Origin of the sequence: Exiguobacterium sp. PHA03 (assembly GCF_041945985.1) — a bacterium.
GTDB lineage: Bacteria > Bacillota > Bacilli > Exiguobacteriales > Exiguobacteriaceae > Exiguobacterium_A.
This window is the reverse complement of sequence record NZ_JAUTYQ010000001.1, coordinates 1943768-1963273: the sequence shown is the minus strand read 5'-3', so window position 1 is coordinate 1963273 and position 19506 is coordinate 1943768. Positions and strand designations below refer to the sequence as shown.

General features: G+C 46.9%; 19 protein-coding genes. 14 read left to right on the top strand and 5 right to left on the bottom strand.

Translation table 11 applies throughout. The features are described from left to right. Positions 1-332: 332 nt before the first annotated feature. Positions 333-1193, bottom strand: coding sequence for a hypothetical protein (locus tag Q7C19_RS10240; protein WP_375092063.1), 861 nt, complete (start codon positions 1191-1193; stop codon positions 333-335). Between the two features lie 331 nt (positions 1194-1524). Here Q7C19_RS10240 and Q7C19_RS10235 point away from each other — a divergent pair, with 331 nt between their 5' ends. The 5 genes from Q7C19_RS10235 to uhpT all read left to right on the top strand — a co-directional run bounded on the left by Q7C19_RS10235 (position 1525) and on the right by uhpT (position 6882). Beyond that, positions 1525-2196: a response regulator transcription factor gene (locus tag Q7C19_RS10235; protein WP_375092061.1), complete on the top strand. Its 672-nt coding sequence runs from the start codon at positions 1525-1527 to the stop codon at positions 2194-2196. After that, the gene (locus Q7C19_RS10230; protein WP_375092060.1) at positions 2193-3578 is read left to right on the top strand and encodes a sensor histidine kinase; all 1386 of its coding nucleotides are present in this window, start codon (positions 2193-2195) and stop codon (positions 3576-3578) included. Before Q7C19_RS10235 ends, Q7C19_RS10230 begins: the two co-directional genes overlap by 4 nt. Before the next feature lie 95 nt (positions 3579-3673). After that, positions 3674-4450: a DUF3919 family protein gene (locus tag Q7C19_RS10225; RefSeq protein ID WP_375092059.1), complete on the top strand. Its 777-nt coding sequence runs from the start codon at positions 3674-3676 to the stop codon at positions 4448-4450. After that, on the top strand, positions 4447-5436 hold the full coding sequence (locus tag Q7C19_RS10220) for an ABC transporter substrate-binding protein (RefSeq protein WP_375092058.1): 990 nt from the start codon (positions 4447-4449) through the stop codon (positions 5434-5436). Before Q7C19_RS10225 ends, Q7C19_RS10220 begins: the two co-directional genes overlap by 4 nt. Before the next feature lie 36 nt (positions 5437-5472). Continuing rightward, on the top strand, positions 5473-6882 hold the full coding sequence (gene uhpT / locus Q7C19_RS10215; RefSeq protein WP_375092057.1) for a hexose-6-phosphate:phosphate antiporter: 1410 nt from the start codon (positions 5473-5475) through the stop codon (positions 6880-6882). Between the two features lie 44 nt (positions 6883-6926). Here the strand turns inward: uhpT and Q7C19_RS10210 are convergent, their stop codons facing one another. Then, on the bottom strand, positions 6927-7373 hold the full coding sequence (locus Q7C19_RS10210) for a hypothetical protein (protein ID WP_375092056.1): 447 nt from the start codon (positions 7371-7373) through the stop codon (positions 6927-6929). 202 nt (positions 7374-7575) lie between these two features. On the opposite strand from Q7C19_RS10210, the gene Q7C19_RS10205 reads away from it, so the two are divergent. The 3 genes from Q7C19_RS10205 to Q7C19_RS10195 all read left to right on the top strand — a co-directional run bounded on the left by Q7C19_RS10205 (position 7576) and on the right by Q7C19_RS10195 (position 11024). After that, positions 7576-9102, top strand: a complete 1527-nt coding sequence (locus Q7C19_RS10205) for an FAD-dependent oxidoreductase (RefSeq protein WP_375092055.1) — start codon at positions 7576-7578, stop codon at positions 9100-9102. A 234-nt stretch (positions 9103-9336) separates the two neighbouring features. Next, positions 9337-10356 carry a Delta(5) desaturase DesA gene (desA, locus tag Q7C19_RS10200; protein WP_035410452.1) on the top strand — a complete coding sequence of 340 codons (1020 nt, stop codon included), beginning with the start codon at positions 9337-9339 and terminating at the stop codon, positions 10354-10356. A 155-nt stretch (positions 10357-10511) separates the two neighbouring features. Further along, on the top strand, positions 10512-11024 hold the full coding sequence (locus Q7C19_RS10195) for a VanZ family protein (RefSeq protein ID WP_035410449.1): 513 nt from the start codon (positions 10512-10514) through the stop codon (positions 11022-11024). 52 nt (positions 11025-11076) lie between these two features. On the opposite strand, the gene Q7C19_RS10190 is transcribed toward Q7C19_RS10195, so the two are convergent. Further along, positions 11077-11271, bottom strand: coding sequence for a hypothetical protein (locus tag Q7C19_RS10190; RefSeq protein WP_197026233.1), 195 nt, complete (start codon positions 11269-11271; stop codon positions 11077-11079). A gap of 387 nt (positions 11272-11658) precedes the next feature. Between Q7C19_RS10190 and Q7C19_RS10185 the strand changes: the two genes are divergently transcribed. Then, positions 11659-13092 (top strand): ankyrin repeat domain-containing protein, encoded by a 1434-nt coding sequence (locus tag Q7C19_RS10185; protein WP_375092054.1) that lies wholly within the window; start codon positions 11659-11661, stop codon positions 13090-13092. Between the two features lie 62 nt (positions 13093-13154). Here Q7C19_RS10185 and Q7C19_RS10180 read toward each other — a convergent pair whose 3' ends face one another. After that, positions 13155-15251: a 5'-nucleotidase C-terminal domain-containing protein gene (locus Q7C19_RS10180; protein ID WP_375092053.1), complete on the bottom strand. Its 2097-nt coding sequence runs from the start codon at positions 15249-15251 to the stop codon at positions 13155-13157. Positions 15252-15622: 371 nt separating this feature from the next. Here Q7C19_RS10180 and Q7C19_RS10175 point away from each other — a divergent pair, with 371 nt between their 5' ends. From Q7C19_RS10175 to Q7C19_RS10165, 3 genes are all read left to right on the top strand, one after another. Then, a complete protein-coding gene (locus Q7C19_RS10175; RefSeq protein ID WP_290752773.1) occupies positions 15623-15745 on the top strand; it encodes a hypothetical protein in 123 nt (40 codons plus the stop codon). Positions 15746-16080: 335 nt separating this feature from the next. After that, positions 16081-16878 (top strand): ABC transporter permease, encoded by a 798-nt coding sequence (locus tag Q7C19_RS10170; RefSeq protein WP_308101990.1) that lies wholly within the window; start codon positions 16081-16083, stop codon positions 16876-16878. A gap of 15 nt (positions 16879-16893) precedes the next feature. Further along, on the top strand, positions 16894-17847 hold the full coding sequence (locus Q7C19_RS10165; RefSeq protein ID WP_035410435.1) for an ABC transporter ATP-binding protein: 954 nt from the start codon (positions 16894-16896) through the stop codon (positions 17845-17847). A 151-nt stretch (positions 17848-17998) separates the two neighbouring features. Here Q7C19_RS10165 and Q7C19_RS10160 read toward each other — a convergent pair whose 3' ends face one another. Continuing rightward, entirely contained in the window at positions 17999-18580 is a 582-nt protein-coding gene (locus Q7C19_RS10160; protein ID WP_375092052.1) for an LOG family protein, read from the bottom strand. Between the two features lie 78 nt (positions 18581-18658). On the opposite strand from Q7C19_RS10160, the gene Q7C19_RS10155 reads away from it, so the two are divergent. After that, positions 18659-18832: a hypothetical protein gene (locus Q7C19_RS10155; protein WP_200934380.1), complete on the top strand. Its 174-nt coding sequence runs from the start codon at positions 18659-18661 to the stop codon at positions 18830-18832. Positions 18833-19125: 293 nt separating this feature from the next. Next, the gene (locus Q7C19_RS10150; RefSeq protein ID WP_375092051.1) at positions 19126-19506 is read left to right on the top strand and encodes a hypothetical protein; all 381 of its coding nucleotides are present in this window, start codon (positions 19126-19128) and stop codon (positions 19504-19506) included.

The window sequence follows — 19506 nt, the reverse complement described above, 5'->3', positions numbered from 1 at the left end:
GCCGTATATACGATATTTTGCTCCCATCTATTTAAGGTCGTGACTGAAAGCTCGAAGAGCGAGGCAATCGATATTATCGAATCTGTTGCATCTTCATTCGCACACCTTAATGATCCGTAGTTTTTCATACAGCGAAAACTTAGATTTAGACATAGAAAAAGCTCCCTTCAAAAAATGGACAGTTTTTGATATTTCAACTGTCTACTTTTTGGGGAGCATATCATGATGGCAATTCCTTCTTTTCGTGAAATTCAGTTAGTTGTGTCACAGCCTCGTTTAAAAAATTGCCTATCTACGTTTTGTATAGCAGATACGAGGTATATGGTTTTAGATCATTTTTTAACGATGATTTCGATGTCTACTGTTTTTTCTCCAGGTCCTGGTGAAAGAATGAGATACGTTGTACCTGGTTTTTTCGTTAACAAGCTTACTTTTGAAAAATCCCAGTCCATCGTGGAATGACCTTTTGAATGAAGACTATATTCATAGTCTTTCGCATCGTTCAATTGATTACGTCCTATTCCGATTCGATCTCCAACATGAACCGTATAAGTATGTTTACCGATATATTTCGCTCTTCCTGATAGCTGCTCCAGTCCTAACCAAACTTCCGGTTGCTCTGCTACAATCCGATCGTCTTGACCCGTTGGTTGACCAGTCGATACCAGTTTATTTTTTTTATAGCTGTATTTGCTGAGGGTGATGGAACGATTGAGATAGTAAAGGCTTCCTTTTGCGATTTTCGCATTTCCCATCAAAAGTCCTCCCTTCGTTTGAATCGTTTTTAGTGTTTCTCCGTCTGGTGATCCAATGAGATAGGAATTCAAGAAATTTCTACTCCCTGACTTGTAGCCAACGACAGTATGTTCATATTTTCCGATAAGGCCAGCCGTAATGAACTTTACATCATATTGTTCTTTGATGACTTTTTTATAAGAATCTTTCCATTTTCCGTTTTTTAATTCGTGAACCCGGATGATATAGTCATTAAAAAATGAATCTCTTTTCTTTTTAAAGATGGAGACAATTTCCTTGGGGGAGGACTGATTCATCTGTAGTGTACGATGCATTAAATATGTATGCCCCTGAATCGACTCCTTTTTTAGTTGTTCGATTTTCTTGTCAGTTGAAGAAGCATCGACTGGAACGGTCGAGAGTGTCAACGTAAGTAATGTGAGACCGATTCTTTTCATATCACTATTCTCCTTCGTATCAATGGTTTTATATGTAAATTATAATGAAGACTTCACAAGTATTCTTTTATAAGTGAAGAACCAAGTAAATAGTTTTTTGACTTTAATGAAGTTAAAACTTATTTTTTTATACGATAGATTTCGTGTTTATGATTTTTTATAAATTCAGTGGAATATCTGTTTTTATGGATTGAAACTTTCGTTTATATTTGTAAGACCGCATTTGTAGAAAAGTGACGAGAAAATATGTATTATATATTGGATGATTTTGCAAACGATTTCATGATACGCTAGGGAACAGAAAAAATTAGTCTAGAAAGAAGGAATCCCTATGCATATTCTTGTCGTTGATGATGAGACGAGCATTCGCCATCTCGTCAAACTGCAACTCGAGCTTGATGGTCAGACGGTCGAGACGGCAGCCAATGGAGCAGCAGCACTCGCCTTGCAGGCAACACAACCCTTTGATTTGATCGTCCTCGATTTGATGCTACCGGATACGACCGGTTTCGACTTGATTCCTAAGCTTCGACAGACGACACCTGACTTACCGATCTTGATGCTGACGGCGCGTGATCAGATGAACGATAAAATCATCGGGCTGCAGCTCGGAGCGGATGACTATATGACCAAGCCGTTTAATGGAACGGAACTCGTCTTGCGTGTCAAAAATCTGTTGAAACGCACGAAGGCGGTCGCACCACCCGTGCCTGTCGTGACTGATCCCTTCTTATCGGTTGATCCCGAAGAACGCGTCATTCGACTCGATGGACAACCGTTACCACTGACGTACCGGGAGTACGCCTTACTTGCGCTCTTCTTAGCGCATCCGAAACGGGTCTTCGAGCGAGATGAACTGCTCGAACAAGTCTGGGGTTTTGACTTCTCCGGTCAGACCCGTGCCGTCGATATCATGGTCCAACGCTTGCGGAAGAAACTCGGAGCGCAAGGCGAACGGATCAAGACGATTTACGGTGTCGGCTACAAGTGGGTCGACGCATGAAGCTACGCCAGGTCATCACGGAAAACTTCGTCTTACTCCTTGTTCCGGCACTGCTCGTTCTGTTCTTGTTTCTTTATGCCTTCATTCAATCGAATCTGTATGAGAACGCTGTCGATTCTGTCCAAAAACTGAGTCGGGAAGCGGAACTCTACACGACGAATTACCTCGCAAGTGAAGAGACGGACTCGCTCGCTGATACAGCAGTCCCGATCGCTTCTTACTTAGCAGACCGGTTCGACGCGCGTGTCCAGCTGTTTGGACCAAACGCAGAACTGCTCGCTGATTCGGAACGCGATCAATTGCCGCTCCTCGCGGGAGACATCGATCAAGCGTTAAAAGGGAAGTCGAGTTATCTCTTTCTGAAAGAAACCGATGTTCCGGTGCTGTTCTTCTCGAGTCCGCTGTATGGCAAAACGGGCGTCATCGGCTCGGTCCGTTTTCTTGTTGATCTGCGGACGGAAGCTGAACTGCTACGGCAATTCACCTATGTCTTCACTGGCGTCTTTCTGATCTTGATCGTGATCGCCGTCTGGACGGCGCGTCGGATGGCGAAGACATTGATCGGACCAATCGATGATTTACGGAGCGTTTCGCACGCCTTGACGAAAGGGCACTATGCGCATGCGCTACCGGCATATCCATATGAGGAATTGAACCGACTGGCAGCGGACTTCTCGACGCTTGCTGACGCAATTCAGCACAACATCGGGCAGCTCGAACAACAACGAAGCGACCAACAGACGTTCATCGATCACATCACTCATGAGCTCCGGACACCGATGACGGCGATCATGGGCTATGTCGAGTTGATTCCGAAGCTGCCACCGGAGGAAGCGGCGCACTGTTATCACTACATCGAAGTCGAGAGTCAGCGCTTGTTACGACTGGTCTCGCATAATCTCGAACAGGCGAAACAACAACGCAACGAACGCCACGTGACGTCGACGATGTTCGCGCTCGATGCCTTGCTCGCCGACGCCTTATTCATCATGCAATTGCGTCTTGATGGACAAGGAATTGAAGTTGAACAGGATATTCCGCCAATCTACGTGCTCGGGCAACCGGACCAGACGAAACAAGTCTTGTTGAATCTTCTCGAGAATGCCGTCAAATACAGTGACGCGATGACGGTGACGTTTTCGACCGTCAGTACGGATACGACCCTCCGACTTATCATGACGGATGACGGAATTGGTATGGATCCAGCCGTCCTAACCGAATGGGAGGACGAGCAACATAGTCTGACAACAGCGAGTGGGAATGGGCTCGGTCTACCGCTCTGTCGACGTTTGATGCAGGAACAAGGTGGCGATTTCGCACTTGAAAGTGATGCGAGCGGCACACGTATCACATTAACTTTCCGATTAGCGAATCAGACTTAATGTAATCGCTTACAAATGATACATTTACGAAACAATTCGACCGGATTTACGAAACAATTGCCCCGTAATCTAAGAATCAAGCAAGGAGAGGAATCATGAAAGCATCGACTATCGCTTATTTCTTCTTGATGGGCATCTTGTTTGCCCTCAGTCTTCTTTTGCTTCAGCAGACGGTCTTTGGACGCTTACACGTCCTCGATGGACCGAAACGACTGAATGCTTCCGATGACTCACTCCCGACCGAGTTGACGTTACGTCACCGGGCATGGGGTGAGCAGACGGTAGAAGATGGAACGGAAGTCCAGCGCATCACGACGCTATTGAAGCAAATGAAGACGGTGGCAAAGGGGACCTGTCCGGCAGGTACAGCGACATTTAATGGGACGCTCCGTTTCTTAAACGGGACGACATGGACGTTCTCCCTCGGGGAAGGCATGACACTAAACGGGCAATGTGTCGCAAAACGTCCTAGCACCCAAACGACGTCACTGAAAGCACGATTCTTGAACGCCTATCACGAACCGGAACAGCTCGCGCGCCAGTTCGCCGAGGCGGAAGTCGTGACGGGGTACGCGGGAGGGCGATCTCGTCCTTTGACCGCGCGTGAGCGTGAAGACGTTAAGCGTCGCCTGACGCAGGCAGAACCGATGACGGACTATGAAGAAGTCGGTCAGGCACTCGATGCCAGTCAGGGGGAGCCGCGCATTCTCAAGCTCCAGCGCTTCAAGAATGAGCAGAATACGCGTGCCAACTTAATGAATATTACTGTGTATGAGACATTGTTCAGCGTCCAGTACATGGATGATGACAATGGAAACACCTTCTATTTAAAAGGACAACTCCTGCCGACCGGGAAGGAGGCGAAACGATGAGAAAAGGAATGCTCTTCTTGCTGAGTATCATTTGTCTCATGAGCATTTGGATCGTCCGCAACAATGAACAGACGAAGCAGGGAACAGCTGCGCGGGAAACCGTTCCGCATTTGACAGCGTATGTCTCTGCGAAAGAGGATATCGGTCGCGCCTTGCTGTCATCATATTGTGAACAAGCAGGCTGTACGTACGAGTTCGTCCGCCTGTCGACGGAAGAACTCGTCCGGCGTGTGACGAAGGAAGCGGATCATCCGCGTGCTGACGTCATCATCGGTGGAACGTGGGATGCCCACCAGACGCTCAAGCAACGCGGGTTGTCGACACCGTTCCCGAGCGACATGAATCAAGCGGAACTACAGGATCCGGATCGCTACTGGATCGGCTACGAAGTCGAACGCCTCGCAATCGTCATCAATACGGACGTCTGGAACAACCGATTCGAGGCGGCACCGTATCCGAAGACGCTTGCTGACTTGACAGCGAAACGGTATCAGGACGAGTTAATTTTGCCGGATCCGAACCATTCCGGTACCGGTGCGACGATCCTGCAAGCGATCTTTGATGGATACGGGACGAAGGCGGAACGCGTCTTACAACAACTGATCGAGCGAACGCGGCTATTCACGGCGAACGGCTTTGCACCGACGTCGTATGTCGCGAGTGGGGAAGCGATGCTTGGGGTCAACTTCATCGGGGATCAACAATCGCTACGCGAAAAGTATTACCCGGTCAAAAGCATTCCGCTTGATACGTACTCGATCAACGCGATCTCAAAGCTGAAGGGTCGGACGCAACAGAAGCAGGCGAATGCCTTCATGCGTTTCGTGCTTTCAGCGGACGGTCAGGCAATCCTGCGGAAAGTCTCGTTTGGCACACCGACCTATGCGATCGCAAAGACGCAACCGATCCAGCAAAACGTCGGTCAGGATATCGTCGCCGATTACCGGGACTATCTCCGGCGATTCAATCAGCTCCAGGACAAATGATGCGAAGACTCTGATTCAGGATAGGGGAAATGGAAGATGGGCTTCTTCAGCATCAAAAAATTGCCGAATGCCGGCATACCAATCGAAGTACAACGGAAACAGTGGTTACAACAATTCTTAAAGGCCTTCTTAGTCGTCTTCTTCTCATATATGGCAATGTATCTCATCCGAAACAACTTCAAAGCAGCGCAACCGCTCTTGAAAGAGGAACTTGGCTTTACGACGACGGAACTTGGTTATATCGGCTTCGCTTTCTCGATTACATACGGAATCGGGAAAACGTTGCTCGGCTACTTCGTTGACGGGAAAAATACGAAACGCGTCATCTCGTTCTTATTGATTCTCTCGTCCTTGATCGTCACGGCGATGGGACTCTTGATGAGTGCCGGCGGAAGTCCGGTCGGTCTCTTGATGGTTTTATGGGGACTCAGTGGGTTCTTCCAATCGGTCGGGGGACCATCGTCGTACTCGACGATCGCCCGCTGGACACCGTTTGAAAAACGCGGACGCTACCTCGGCTTCTGGAACGTTTCGCACAACATCGGTGGAGCAATTGCCGGTGGTCTCGCACTGTGGGGAGCGAACGTCTTCTTCAACGGAAGTGTCGTCGGGATGTTCATCTTCCCTGCTGTAATCGCGCTCGTCATCGGAATCGTCGGTCTGTTCATCGGGAAGGATGATCCGGAGGAACTCGGATGGAATCGAAGTGAAGAAATCTTCGAGGAACCGATTGAACCGGAAAACATCGCTGCTGAAAGCATGACAAAATGGCAAATCTTCAAAACGTACGTCATCTCGAACCCCTGGATCTGGACGCTCTGTATCGCGAACGTCTTCGTTTACATCGTCCGAATCGGGATTGATAACTGGGCACCACTCTACGTCACGGAACACTTACACTTCAGCACGGAGAGTGCTGTCAATACGATCTTCTTCTTTGAGATCGGCGCATTATGCGGCAGTATGATTTGGGGTTACGTGTCCGATTTACTGAAAGGACGCCGAGCGCTCGTCGCAGCGATCTGTCTCTTACTGACGGCCGTCGCGGTCCTCGGTTATCGTTACGGGACGAGTGAACTTATGATTTACGCGTCACTATTTGCACTCGGTGCGCTCATCTACGGACCACAGCTCTTGATCGGTGTCTCGGTCATCAGCTTCGCACCAAAACAAGCGACGACGGTCACGAACGGGATGGTCGGTACGTTCGGTTACTTGTTCGGTGATTCAATCGCAAAAGTCGGTCTAGCGAAAATCGCTGATCCGGAAACGAACGGTCTAACAATTGGTTCGGTTACGTTACACGGCTGGAGCGACACGTTTGTCATCTTCAATGCAGCATTACTCTTTGGTTTGATCGCCCTTGCGATCGTCGCTGTCGTCGAGGAGAAAAAGATTCGTCGCCTCGGACTGCTGGAGAGTCAAGCGGATAAGTTGAGTTCGTAACAGACACGAGCACCCTCGCCTTATTTAGGAGAGGGTGCCCTTTTTTAATGAGACAAATAAGCAAGCAGAAAACCTTCTTCCAGTTTAACGTGACGAATCGAACGGTAACGGGCATGACGGAAAGGAAAATAGAAGGAAAGATCGACGGTCAGAAGTCGGTTTGCATAACGCAGATAAGGTGGACGAATAAGGTAGGTTTCATTAAAGGATTCGGTGTCATGAGGACAGACGTCAAAGACTTCAAAGGTGACAGTGCGTTTATCGACGGACCGCAATTGGAGTGTCAACTCGACGGATAAGTCGCGTTCTAAACCATAACGGGTCAACGGTACAGCGGCTTGAAGGTGAAGATGTGTCGGTCGAATCGTGACACAGATAGCTGTCAGCTCTGGAATCTCCTTTGTTAGAACGCTTGCTAAGTCATACTCATCCATACTCGCTGCAAGGGTAAAACGACGAAAGGTTTCGATGATATGGCGGCCTAGTTTCATAAAATGGACTCCTCTCTTGTTATTCTTAACCTTAGTATAAAGGATTATAAACCTATTTATTCCATTTTATTTTTTATTAAAGTAAATTAATCCCTCTTAATTAGAGCTTCTTTTTAAAACTATACGATTCACGCATGTTTTCGCATCGTTCAGGGAACTTTTAACATGTCGACCTATCGTGTTTTCCGAAAGGAGTTTTATGATGTCTTACTTATCCGGATTTCCGTCATCTTATTGGAAGCAAAGTACACCTGCCACTTCTTATCCCCCTTTGGATCAAGATGCGAAGCATGATGTTGTCATCATCGGGGCTGGTATTGCTGGGCTCGTCACGGCTATGCAACTGACTGAACGGAGGTATGATGTCGCTGTGATCGAAGCCGGTGACGTCGCTGCTGGTACGACGGGTTATACGACGGCGAAAGTTTCCTCGCAGCACGGTTTAATTTACGACACGTTAATCAAAACGGTCGGTGAAGAATCGGCGCGACTGTATTATGAAGCAAATGAAGAAGCCATCACATTTTTACGTCATCAGGTGGAACGACTCGACATAGCTTGTGAACTTGAAACGCAGGACGCGTATCTCTATGCTGCGACATCAAAAGAGCAAGCAATGGAACGAGAAGTAAAAGCCTATGAACGTTTGGGATTGAACGGTGGAGAAGCGACGCAAGAAGTTCGAAGTAAGTTGCCGTACGATGTAAAAAAAGCTGTCGTCTTGCGCGATCAAGCGCAGTTCCACCCAGTCAAATATCTTCAAGGACTCGCCCGACAAATTGTCCACCAAGGGGGGGCCTTATACGAACAGACACGTGCTGTATCGCTCGAATCGAATCGGACGCCGACAGTCATCCTTGAGAACGGTCACCGGATCGAGGCGAAGAAGGTCGTCATCGCGACCCATTTTCCGTTCCATGATTTTAAAGGGTTGTATTTTTCAAAGCTTGAAGTCCATCGCTCGTATATCGTATCGGGTCAGGTCGATGAGACGTTTCCGGACGGGATGTTCATGAGTGCCGATCAACCGAGTCGTTCTCTGCGTCACACGCGGACAGAAGAAGGTCGTCTGCTTGGTCTCTTCGGGGGCGAGAATCATCTATCTGGTCACGAGACAGAGACGATGCAGCGGTATCAGCACCTTGCGGATTTTGCAAAGCGTGAATTCCACGTCGAATCGTTCGGACAATTTTGGTCAGCGCAAGACTTGATCACGCTCGACAAGATCCCCTACATCGGACAGATGACGGCAAATGATCCGAACGTGTTCGTCGCGACCGGTTTTGCGAAGTGGGGGATGACGAATGGTATCGCGGCCGGACTGTTGCTCAGCGACTTATTGACGGGAACACCCAACCGTTTTCGGCATCTGTTTGACCCAAACCGTTCAAAGCTAAAAACGAAGGATGCGACGCAGTTCGTCAAGAACAATGCGGACGTCGCGATCGAACTGGTCAAAGGAAAGCTGACGAAAGCGCGTCGCAGTGCCGACGAGTTACAACCGGACGAAGGTGGACTCGTCACGCATCACGGAAAAACGGTCGGTGGTTACCGGGATCCGGAAGGAAAGCTTCATCTCGTCTCGACGACCTGTACCCATATGGGATGCGATACGAAATGGAATGAGGCGGAACGATCATGGGATTGTCCGTGTCATGGTTCACGATTCGGTCCGACAGGAGAGGTGCTAGAAGGACCAGCCGTCAACCCACTCAAATCGATCGAGTAAGCAGAGACGCTTGTCTCTGCTTTTTTAATTTTAAAAATAAACCGTGGACGATTTATGATATGTGATATAATTACCTGGTAACAAAAATATTTTAGCGCTAAACAATTAGAGTGCCGCTTTTGAATCGTGTTGTAGAGGCACCGTCACGACCACCGCTCACTGGTTTCATACTTTAGTTTCACTATTTTAATTAGCGTCGTGAACGCTGAAACAACCCGAGGAGGAAGCACCACTATGAGTAAAGAAAAGATTGCCCAGCTGCGCAAACATGTATCGCCGTTTGAGAAGGCGGACATCAAAGCCAGCGTCCGGCAGATGATCAACACGATCCTGCCATTTCTCGTCCTATGGTTTCTGGCATATGAGGCCCTGAAACTATCTGTGTTTCTCGCGATCCCGTTGGCGATCCTCGCTGCAGGATTCGTCGTCCGGATGTTCATCATCTTCCATGATTGTACCCATGGTTCATTCTTCAAAAATAAGAAGGCGAACGCTATCGTCGGAACGATCACGGGGATTTTGACGTTATTTCCGTATGAGAAATGGAAACGGGAGCACTCGATCCACCACGCATCGAGTGGGAATCTCGACAAACGCGGTGTCGGCGACATCTGGGTCATGACGATTGAGGAGTATATCGAAGCATCACGCTTCACACGTCTCAAGTATCGTCTGTACCGGAATCCACTCGTCATGTTTGGTCTTGGACCACTCTTGTTGATTCTTGTCTCGAGCCGCTTCAACCGGAAGGATGCTCGCAAAAAAGAACGTATCAACACACACGTCATCAATGCGTCGCTCGTCGTCTTATACGGTATCCTGATCTACTTCATCGGCTGGCAAGCCTTCCTGATCATCCAAGGCACGACGATGTTCACAGCAGGTGTCCTCGGAATCTGGTTATTCTACGTCCAACATACGTTCGAAGACTCGTACTTTGAGGATGAGAGCGAATGGGATTATGTCAAGGCAGCAATCGAAGGCAGTTCGTATTACGAGCTACCGAAGGTCTTACAATGGGTGACCGGAAACATTGGATTCCATCATGTTCACCATCTCAGTCCACGTGTACCAAATTATCATCTTGAAAAAGCACATGTCTCGACGCCACCGCTTCAGAAGGCGACGAAAATCGGTCTCTTCTCAAGTCTGAAATCGCTTCGGTATAAGCTATACGATGCGAAAAACAAAACGTTCGTGACGTTCCAAGATATCAAACACCTCTTACGCGAGCCGAAACCGTCATCGTTGTAAGCTTTTCACCTCATCCATCTGGATGGGGTGTTTTTGTTGTATCAGTTGTAAAAGAGGGAATGAAAAATAAATGAGAGCAGTGTATGTCCGTCTTTTGGCGTATGTTCACGATAAGCATCCATGGTAGGATGTACAAAGAGAAAGGAGCGTGCATGATGCGCCGTATACCCATTGCTGCTTATGTAGGAGGAGCCATCTTACTTTCCTTATTCGTTTTCAGTTCGATGACCTATCAGCAACAATCCCTGATTCCATTTTTGACGCAACATATGCCGCTTGACTGGGTCTATGCGTTTTCGTTCGTGTCGTTCCATTATGAAGTTCCGATCAGCGTCGCGTCACTCGGACCTGCAGCCTTCCTTGAATTCTTCATTCGGAAAGGCATGCATGCCAGTCTGTTCTTCGTCCTCGGGGTCAGTCTCGTTCATTTTTTGCGCGGTCGAGGGTACGCAGCGTTACCAGCTGCTTTCTTTGCCTTCACGACAGCGATGACGATCGGTGTGTTGGATGAGTTCCATCAATTGTTGACGGGCGGACGAACACCACTCGTTGGAGACGTACTGATCGATGGTAGTGGTGCACTCGTCGGCATCGTCTTATACACTGTCATCCGTCTCTATTTGAAAGCCGATCGGATCGTTCGCGAACAAGAACAACAGCACGCATGAAAATAACCCATCGTCCCAATCCTAGGATTGAGGCGATGGGTTATTTTAGCGATTAGAACCGTTGTACCCACTCGATTTTGTACTGAGTGCGTCCGTATTCTCTTCTTAACATGTTGTCGGCTTTTTTTCGTGCTGTCTTATGATCGCCTGCTCGAACATTCAATCGATCCGTGTCGATGATCTCATCTCCGCGTAATACGTGATACTGGACGGTATAGTCCTTTTTCATGAAATTAAATAATCCCAAGTTCTTCACTCCCATATTCTTCTTCCTGTTAGTTATTATATGGGATTCCAAATTTTTCTGCAATATAAAAGAGTGACTATTGTACCACCTATCCATAAATAGTTAGTGGTTCGAATGACAGGTTGCTTTATTGTGTGAATTGCGTATAAATGCTGAAAAATCAACAAAAATCACTCTAAAATAGAATTTTAGAAATTTTATTACATAAATAATGAATATTCAGGAAAAAAAGTTACGTTATCAAGATATGTTTGAAAATATAAGTTGTCTGAATATTCTTTTGGTATGTCAGGAAAGGATTCCCTTGGAACTTTGATGGAATAACCGTTAAGATAAGAAGGGATAAAAAAATACAATGAACCAAACGATAAATGAAGGAGATGACGTATGGAGCAGGAGACGAATGAACGAATCGATCCCGCACAACGGATCAGGAAAGCAGTGACACGAAAAGAGACCGCTTATTTCAGTTTGTTATTAGGCGTCGCTATTTTGACAGTGGGTGGCATCATCGGCTTAGTATTTGAAACAGGCGAGAGCGGTATTTATGCTATGTTCGCGCTCGTGATCCTGCTGTTATTACTGTGGTTACGTCAATGGCGACGAGTATCGCGGATTCGAAGTGAAGGGGTTCGCTTGAGTGCGAAGCAGTTCCCGGAGTTATTCGAGCAAATCGGCATGCATACAGAACAATTGCAGCTGTGGCGGATTCCAGAAATCTATTTCCAGAACGATGTGAAACGACCATATGTCATCGGATTATTTCAAAAATATTTGATCGTCCTTCCGACGTCATATTTGGAATTGACAGAGGTACGACGGTTCCAGTTACTGCTTGAACTTGCACGCATTAAACGAAATCATCAAGAAAAGCAGGTGTTGCTTTGGATCGGAAGCTGGGTTCCATTTTTACGTCCGGCTTACACGCGGGCATGCGAACGGACTCGTTATCAGATGGTTCTACCGCTTGTATCCAACCAATGTGCCCGGCAAGCGATCTTTGAGGATACTCTCGGACCAACACTTCTTGCGGCGACGGATATCGTTTCCTATACAGCGGAGAAGCGTCAGCAACGGACGTTTTCTGTCTTATTGTATGAGAAGCTACAGACCAATCTATCCATGCTGGAACGGCTTTGCTTGACGGGTGAACCGCTCGATCAACCCCGTCCTTTCCTACGTTATAGTCAAGGAATCATCATCACGCTTAGTGTTCTGACGGTCATGTTCTTCGTTAGTGCAGGGGCAGGGATCTTGCTGAACGAAGCGGGAACGCAAACGGTAGCCAGTAACGACGCGTCGACGGCAAAAACAAACGATCAGGATTTAAATGAGACGGAATTGATGGCAGCGATTCAAAAAGGAAAGCTTGAAGATATCCATCGCTTGATCCCGGAAAGTGATATGAAAGCAGTCGATGCAGATGGGGATACGGCATTGCATTATCTCGGTTACCGGAAGTCGAGCAAGGGGCTTGAATCGATCTTCAAGGAACTGCTAGAAGCAGGGAGTGATGTCGATGCCGTCAATGACTTTGGCGAGCGACCATTCATTACAGCTGTCTTCAGCAATAACGATGAACTCGTCGATCTGTATTTGAAACGAGGCGAGAAAATCAACCAACAAGATGACGATCAGTTCACGCCGCTTCATCATGCTGTCGAGGGCGAAGGGAAACAGACAGTCAAGCTATTGCTCGAGCGCGGTGCCGACCCGTCGATCAAAAATGCGGATGGCTTCACACCACTGATGATGGCACAGGAGTATGAACTCGATGAAATCATTGATCTGTTGAAACAACACTCAGCGCAAACGTTATAAAACAACAACCGCAGGCTCTCTCGAATGGATCGAGAAGGCCTGCGGTTGTTTGTTGTATTGAATTAGTTTGGTAATTTTGATGTGTCGACGATACGACCTTCGATGTTGTAATTGACTTCACCGAGTGATTTTGTGAAATCACGTAGGTTTTCCCAGTCAGAGAGACCGAGGTCCGTGACACGGCCTTCTTCATAAGCCGTCGCGAATGGTGTGAGACCATCGCCGCCTTTAGCCGTGAAGGCATTCGTTGCGAGAACATAAGTCTTCGCTGGATCAATAAGATCGTACGTGTCACCATTTTTGACTTCCATCTTCGTGACGCGCTCACCTGCAGCTTTTGTGCTGTCGTACTCGAACTTCATACCAGAGACGTGGAGGAAACCACCGTTTTCTTTTGGCGCAACCCCAACACTGATTTCAAGAAGATTCTTGATTTCTTCACCTGTCATTTTCGCTGTCGCAAGTGTGTTACCGAATGGAAGCGTCGTTAAGACTTCACCGACAGTGAGTGGTCCAGCATCAATGGCAGCACGGATCCCTCCACCGTTTTGCATCGCGATGACTGTGTCTTTATTGTATTCTTTTGCTTTTTTGAGCATACCATCCGTGATCAAGTTTCCGAGAGCCGTTTCGCTGTTGCGGACACTGATTTCGCCACGTGGGTTTGGAAGGGCATTAACGATATTCGCACCGACTTCTTCGTTCTTCAACTCAGCGATTTGATCCGCATATGGCTTAAGGATTTCAGCCGCACGCACATCTTCTTTTGCTGTAGAAACATCAATCAATGAACCGTTATACTCAGTCAATTTTCCTTTGTAGTCGAACGTCAAATCAAGATTTCCGAGGAAATCACCGTATTGGTAGGCTTGAGCGATGATTGTCGGTTCTGTTTTGCCTGGAACGACTGTCTCATCAACGACGACCGGTTTTTCAAGTTTCGTGTGCGAGTGACCGCCGACGATGACATCAATCCCGTCAACATTACGTGCAAGCAATTGATCGTTATCGATTGCTTCATTGTCATCAAAACCGATGTGTGTCAACGCAACGATTTTATTGACGCCACGATCTTCAAGCTTTTTGACAGCAGCTTTAGCGCTAGCAATATAGTTTGCAAACGCAACCGTACCTGGGCTTGCGATATCTTTCGTCTCTTCTGTCGTCAGACCGAAGAAACCGATTTTTTGACCTTTGTATTCCTTGATGATGCCTTGATAAATCTTGCCGCGCTCCGGTCCTGCAGTGATTGTTTTCTTTTGTAGACCATTGAACGACTTATTTTTGCTGAAATCGACGTTCGCTGTGATGAACGGGAATTTTGCAGCCGTGACGAAGTTTTTCAAGGCGATGTTATTGTCAGTATCCCCAAGATCGAACTCGTGGTTACCGAATGTCATCATGTCGTATTTCATGTAGTTCATCAGTTCAAGATCTGCTTGACCGAGGAACTTGTTGAAGTAGAGTGTTCCAGAGAAGACGTCACCTGCATCTAAGAGAAGCGATGGTTTACCTTCTGCACGGTAAGCTGCGCGAAGTTCTTTGATGACTGTCGCACGTTTTGGTGTCTTATCGAGGTTCGCGTGCGTATCGTTAGTGTGCATCAAACCGATCGAGAAGTCATCCGTGTTGACGTCGAGAACTGTGATTTTTGCTTTTAATGTAATTGTCTTTCCGAGGCGTGTATAACTTGCGACCGCGTATTTCACACCTGCTTCGCTCGTATCGACCTTCGACCAACGGACTGGTTTGTCATAGATACGACCTGTCGCGTAGAGAACAGCCAATGTTTTTGGCAATTCTGGCTTTTGATCAACGTAAATCGTTTGATCCGCGACTTTCTCGACGAACTTCACTGCATAGTTCTGGATGTAAATCTTGACTTCGATTGGATTCTTTTTCTTACCGTATGTGCCTTTGACCGTTTGGTAACGGTTGAACGCATGGCGATCGTAAGATTTCCATGTGATCTTCTCACCTTTATATGTAGCAGGGAGTTTGACCGGAGCACCTTTCGTGAAGACGAGTGACTTGAGTTTGACCGTTTTGACTTTGACATGCGTTGCAGCCGAAACTGTCGTTTGGGCAACCGGCACGATTGCCGATGTCGTCAGGGCGACAGCCACAGCTGCCGCGTAAAGCGGTTTTGATTTGTACATACGTAAAAATCCTCCTTCAAGAGTGGGGTATGAATGCAAGGTCGAGCTGCGATCGTTGACCTCTTCTTCTACTATAAAGGGTTCGGAAAGCTTCGTGGGATGAACCTTTTGTAAATAACGTAAATTCTTAGGTCCGACAACATGACAACCTACGGGAGTCGTTCGTTTGATAGGATTCAAATCCGAACGTTCGCTTTCTTGATTAAATGATAACGCTTTCATTATATCTTGTCTCGAATAAAAATGAAACGAAAGAATATGAACAATCGTTAAACATTCCCATTAAATGTCGATTTTTTAGTAGTCGGAAATTGCTAAATATTGTATGATGTCAGTATACAAGTAGTTCGGATGAAAAGGGGCAACGCTGGATGAATGATAAGGTTCGAGGAGGCGTCCTCGTCGGCATTATTTTTGTGATTACGGTTCTCCTCGTATGGGGACTCGCTTCTCCACCGACGACGATCGAATTTCCACATTTTAATCATGCGTAAAGGAAACAAACTAGGAGATGACCGGTGGTATACCCGCCGGTTTTTTCGTGCCTGAAAAACTACAGTTTGGTGTCGGTTCGTCCAATACATTGACACGCTTTTTCCCGATGGCTAGAATTGATTAAGTGTATATAGGAAGTATTGCTTCTATCATGCACGAGTAAACGAAGAAGGAGGCGAGTCAGAATCGACCGGGCAAGGTCCCGTTCACGCGGAGGGAGCGTTCGTTTGAGCAATCGCGGACGGCATCCGTCTTTTTTGAGTGGAATCAACGAATATGAAAATAAAATACATGTATCATGAATCGGAAGGAACTTACACTTATGCTGAAAGAAATGAGAAGTATCATCCGGGAACAGGTCGATAATTTCCCCCTGATTCGCCGGTTGGCGCGATATGAAATCAAATCAGCGCATGCAGAGCAACGCCTTGGCCTTTTATGGGAGCTCCTCAATCCGGGTCTCCAAATCTTCATCTACTGGTTCGTCTTCGGGGTCGGTCTTCGCGGAAATAAGGACGTCGATGGAAACATTCCGTTCATCGTCTGGCTCCTTTGCGGGATCGTCGTCTGGTTCTTCATCAACGATGCGTTGCTTCGGGGGTCGAATTCGATCAACAGCCGTCTCGCAATGGTAACAAAGATGCGTTTCCCGATGAGTGCGATTCCATCGTATGTCATCTTGTCACGGATGTATCAACATTTTGCGATGCTTGCGATCGTCATCGTCGTCATCATTGCAAACGGCATTCCGATCACATGGAAACTGCTTCAATTGCCGTATTATATGATCGCCACATACATTTTCGTCTATGCATTCTCGCTTTGCTTTTCGACACTCGTCACACTCGTCAAGGACATCCAGCTCTTCTTGCAATCGATGATGCGGATGCTCTTTTATATGACACCGATCCTTTGGAACATCGAGCGGTTCCCGGACGTCTTACATGGGGTCCTCCGCTTGAATCCGGTCTACTATCTCGTCGAGGGATACCGGGCGAGCTTGCTTGGCGGACATTGGGTCTGGCAAGAATGGCCAACGGGTCTGTACTTCTGGAGTATCACGCTCCTCTTATTCTCAGCCGGAACGTTCTTGCACATCAAGTTCCGTAAATCATTCACTGAGCTCGTTTAAGGGAAGGAAATCGCCATGTCTATGATTAAACTCGACCATGTCACGAAACGCTTCGACATGGTCACGACTACGAAAGAAAAATTCAAGCTCTTGTTCAAAAATCAAAGCAAGAGCGTTAAAACATTTACAGCTTTACGCGATATCTCACTTGAGATCGGAAAAGGAGAAGTCGTCGGTCTCGTCGGAATCAACGGTTCGGGTAAATCGACGCTCTCGAACCTGATTTCAGGGATCATCTACGCGAACGAAGGAAACGTCGCGATCAACGGAGAAGTCGCGATCATCGCCGTATCCCAAGGATTGAAGAACGTGCTGACAGGACGCGAGAACATTCGCTTGAAATGTCTCCTGCTTGGGATGGACGACGCGGAAATCGAACGTCGGATGCCTGGAATCATCGATTTCGCCGATATCGGTGACTTCATTGATCAGCCGATCAAGAAATACTCGAGTGGGATGAAGTCACGACTTGGCTTCGCAATCGCCGTCAATGTCGATGCCGACATCTTGATCGTCGATGAAGCATTATCGGTCGGTGACCAAACCTTCTATAACCGTTGTATCGATAAGATGAACGAATTCAAAGACGAAGGCAAGACGATCATCTTCGTCAGTCACTCGCTCTCACAAATCAAGAGTTTCTGTGAGCGTGTCGTCTGGCTCGAATACGGTCAAGTTCGACTCGACGGGACGACGAAGGATGTCTTACCGGAATATAAGAAGTTCCTCGCAGAATATAAGAAATGGTCAAAAGAGGAACAACACCAGTACCGTCGCGATCGCTTGAAGGAACAAGCAGCGAATGCGCGGTCCGGAAAAGAAAACGTCGATGCTGACGTCAACGTAAAACATCCTGGCTGGATTTTATCTGGTCTCGGATTACTCGCGATTGCGGCAGGTAGTTTGATGGTCATTGACGAGACACCGTCTTTGACGAATCTTAGTGACGCAATCATGAAGTTCTTCTAACGTTTTACCAGATGCCTCTGTGCATCTGGTTTTTTTGTGTCAAAAGAGTAGGAATCCTGAAACGTAATAGAGAAAACTAGTAAGTGAGAGAAGAAATATCGGAAGAGGATGCGAATTCATAAAAAAAACGGAGTCGAGGACTCCGTTTTCATCAGGTTTGTGAGCGATCCATATATGTTTTAACGCGTGGCGCTTCATACGTGGCGAAGCGTTCTAAGAGACGATCCGGATCCGACTCGACGATCAGCATCGCTCGGTGTTCGGGAATCAAGAATCCTTGATGTTCCATCGTGTCGAACAGGGTAATTAAGGAGTCATAGTACCCGTCAATGTTGAGTACACCACACGGTTTTTCATGCAGACCAAGTTGTGCCCATGTGAAGACTTCGAAAAACTCTTCCATCGTCCCGGGTCCGCCAGGAAGAATAATGAAGCCATCGGCCAGCTCTGACATCTTTGCTTTCCGCTCGTGCATCGAGTGGACGAGATGCAATTCAGTCAATCCCGGGTGTGCTAATTCCTTTTCTTGTAGAAAGTGGGGAAGGACACCGATCGCTTGACCTTGAGCCGTAAGCGTAGCATCCGCGACAGCTCCCATCGTTCCAACGCGGGAACCGCCGTATACGAGTCCGATGTCGCGTGCGGCGAGCGCTTGACCAAGTGTGCCCGCTGCCTCGCGAAAGACTGGATGCGCACCATCTTTAGAACCACAAAATACTGCAAGTCTATTCATGAACAGAACCTCCTTTGTTATTGTCACCATAGCATATTCGGTGAGCGGACGGCAGAGGAGACCAGGAAGGAGATCGGTATGCGACCACGTACGATCGTTTGGCTCGTCCTAATTATCGCAGCAATCAATTTGGGACTTGGGATATGGATGCCGGATACGTCGACTCGGACAACAATTAGTTCGATACTACTAGGTGTGATTCTCATACTCGGTATATTTTATGTCATCGCGTTACGACAATCATCAAAATAAAGAGAGCTGGTTCGACTCGTGTGAGTTGAACCAGCTCTCTTTTTTGTTTGTTACGAAATTTCATCATGATGGAATATTCAAAAAAATCTATTTTCATACACAAGTTCGACATATTGATGGATGATTTGTAAAAAAAATGCAGTATTCGGGACATATGACCCGCGCCAAAAGTAATAGAAAGTGAAAATAATGTGTGAAATACCATGAATATTCGTATTCGAATATTCAGAGGGGGTCTAAGGTTATATGATGTTGTTACGAAGCCATACGAAAAATAATAGGAGGTTAACTATATGAAATTGAGTAACAAAATAGTTATAGGATTAGGGGCACTCCTATTGAGTGTCGGCGTTGCGAATACTAACCTTACAAATGATCAAAATCAATTTGCTAAAAAAGATTTACCGTACGAATACTCTGTAAAGCAAGTAGCAAAAGATTTGCCATATGAATATTCTGTAAAACGAGTAGCGAAAGATTTACCGTACGAATACTCTGTAAAGCAAGTAGCAAAAGATTTGCCATATGAATATTCTGTAAAACGAGTAGCGAAAGATTTACCGTATGAATACTCTGTAAAGCAAGTAGCAAAAGATTTGCCGTATGAATACTCTGTAAAGCAAGTAGCAAAAGATTTGCCATATGAATATAGAATCGTTAGCAATAAAGCATAA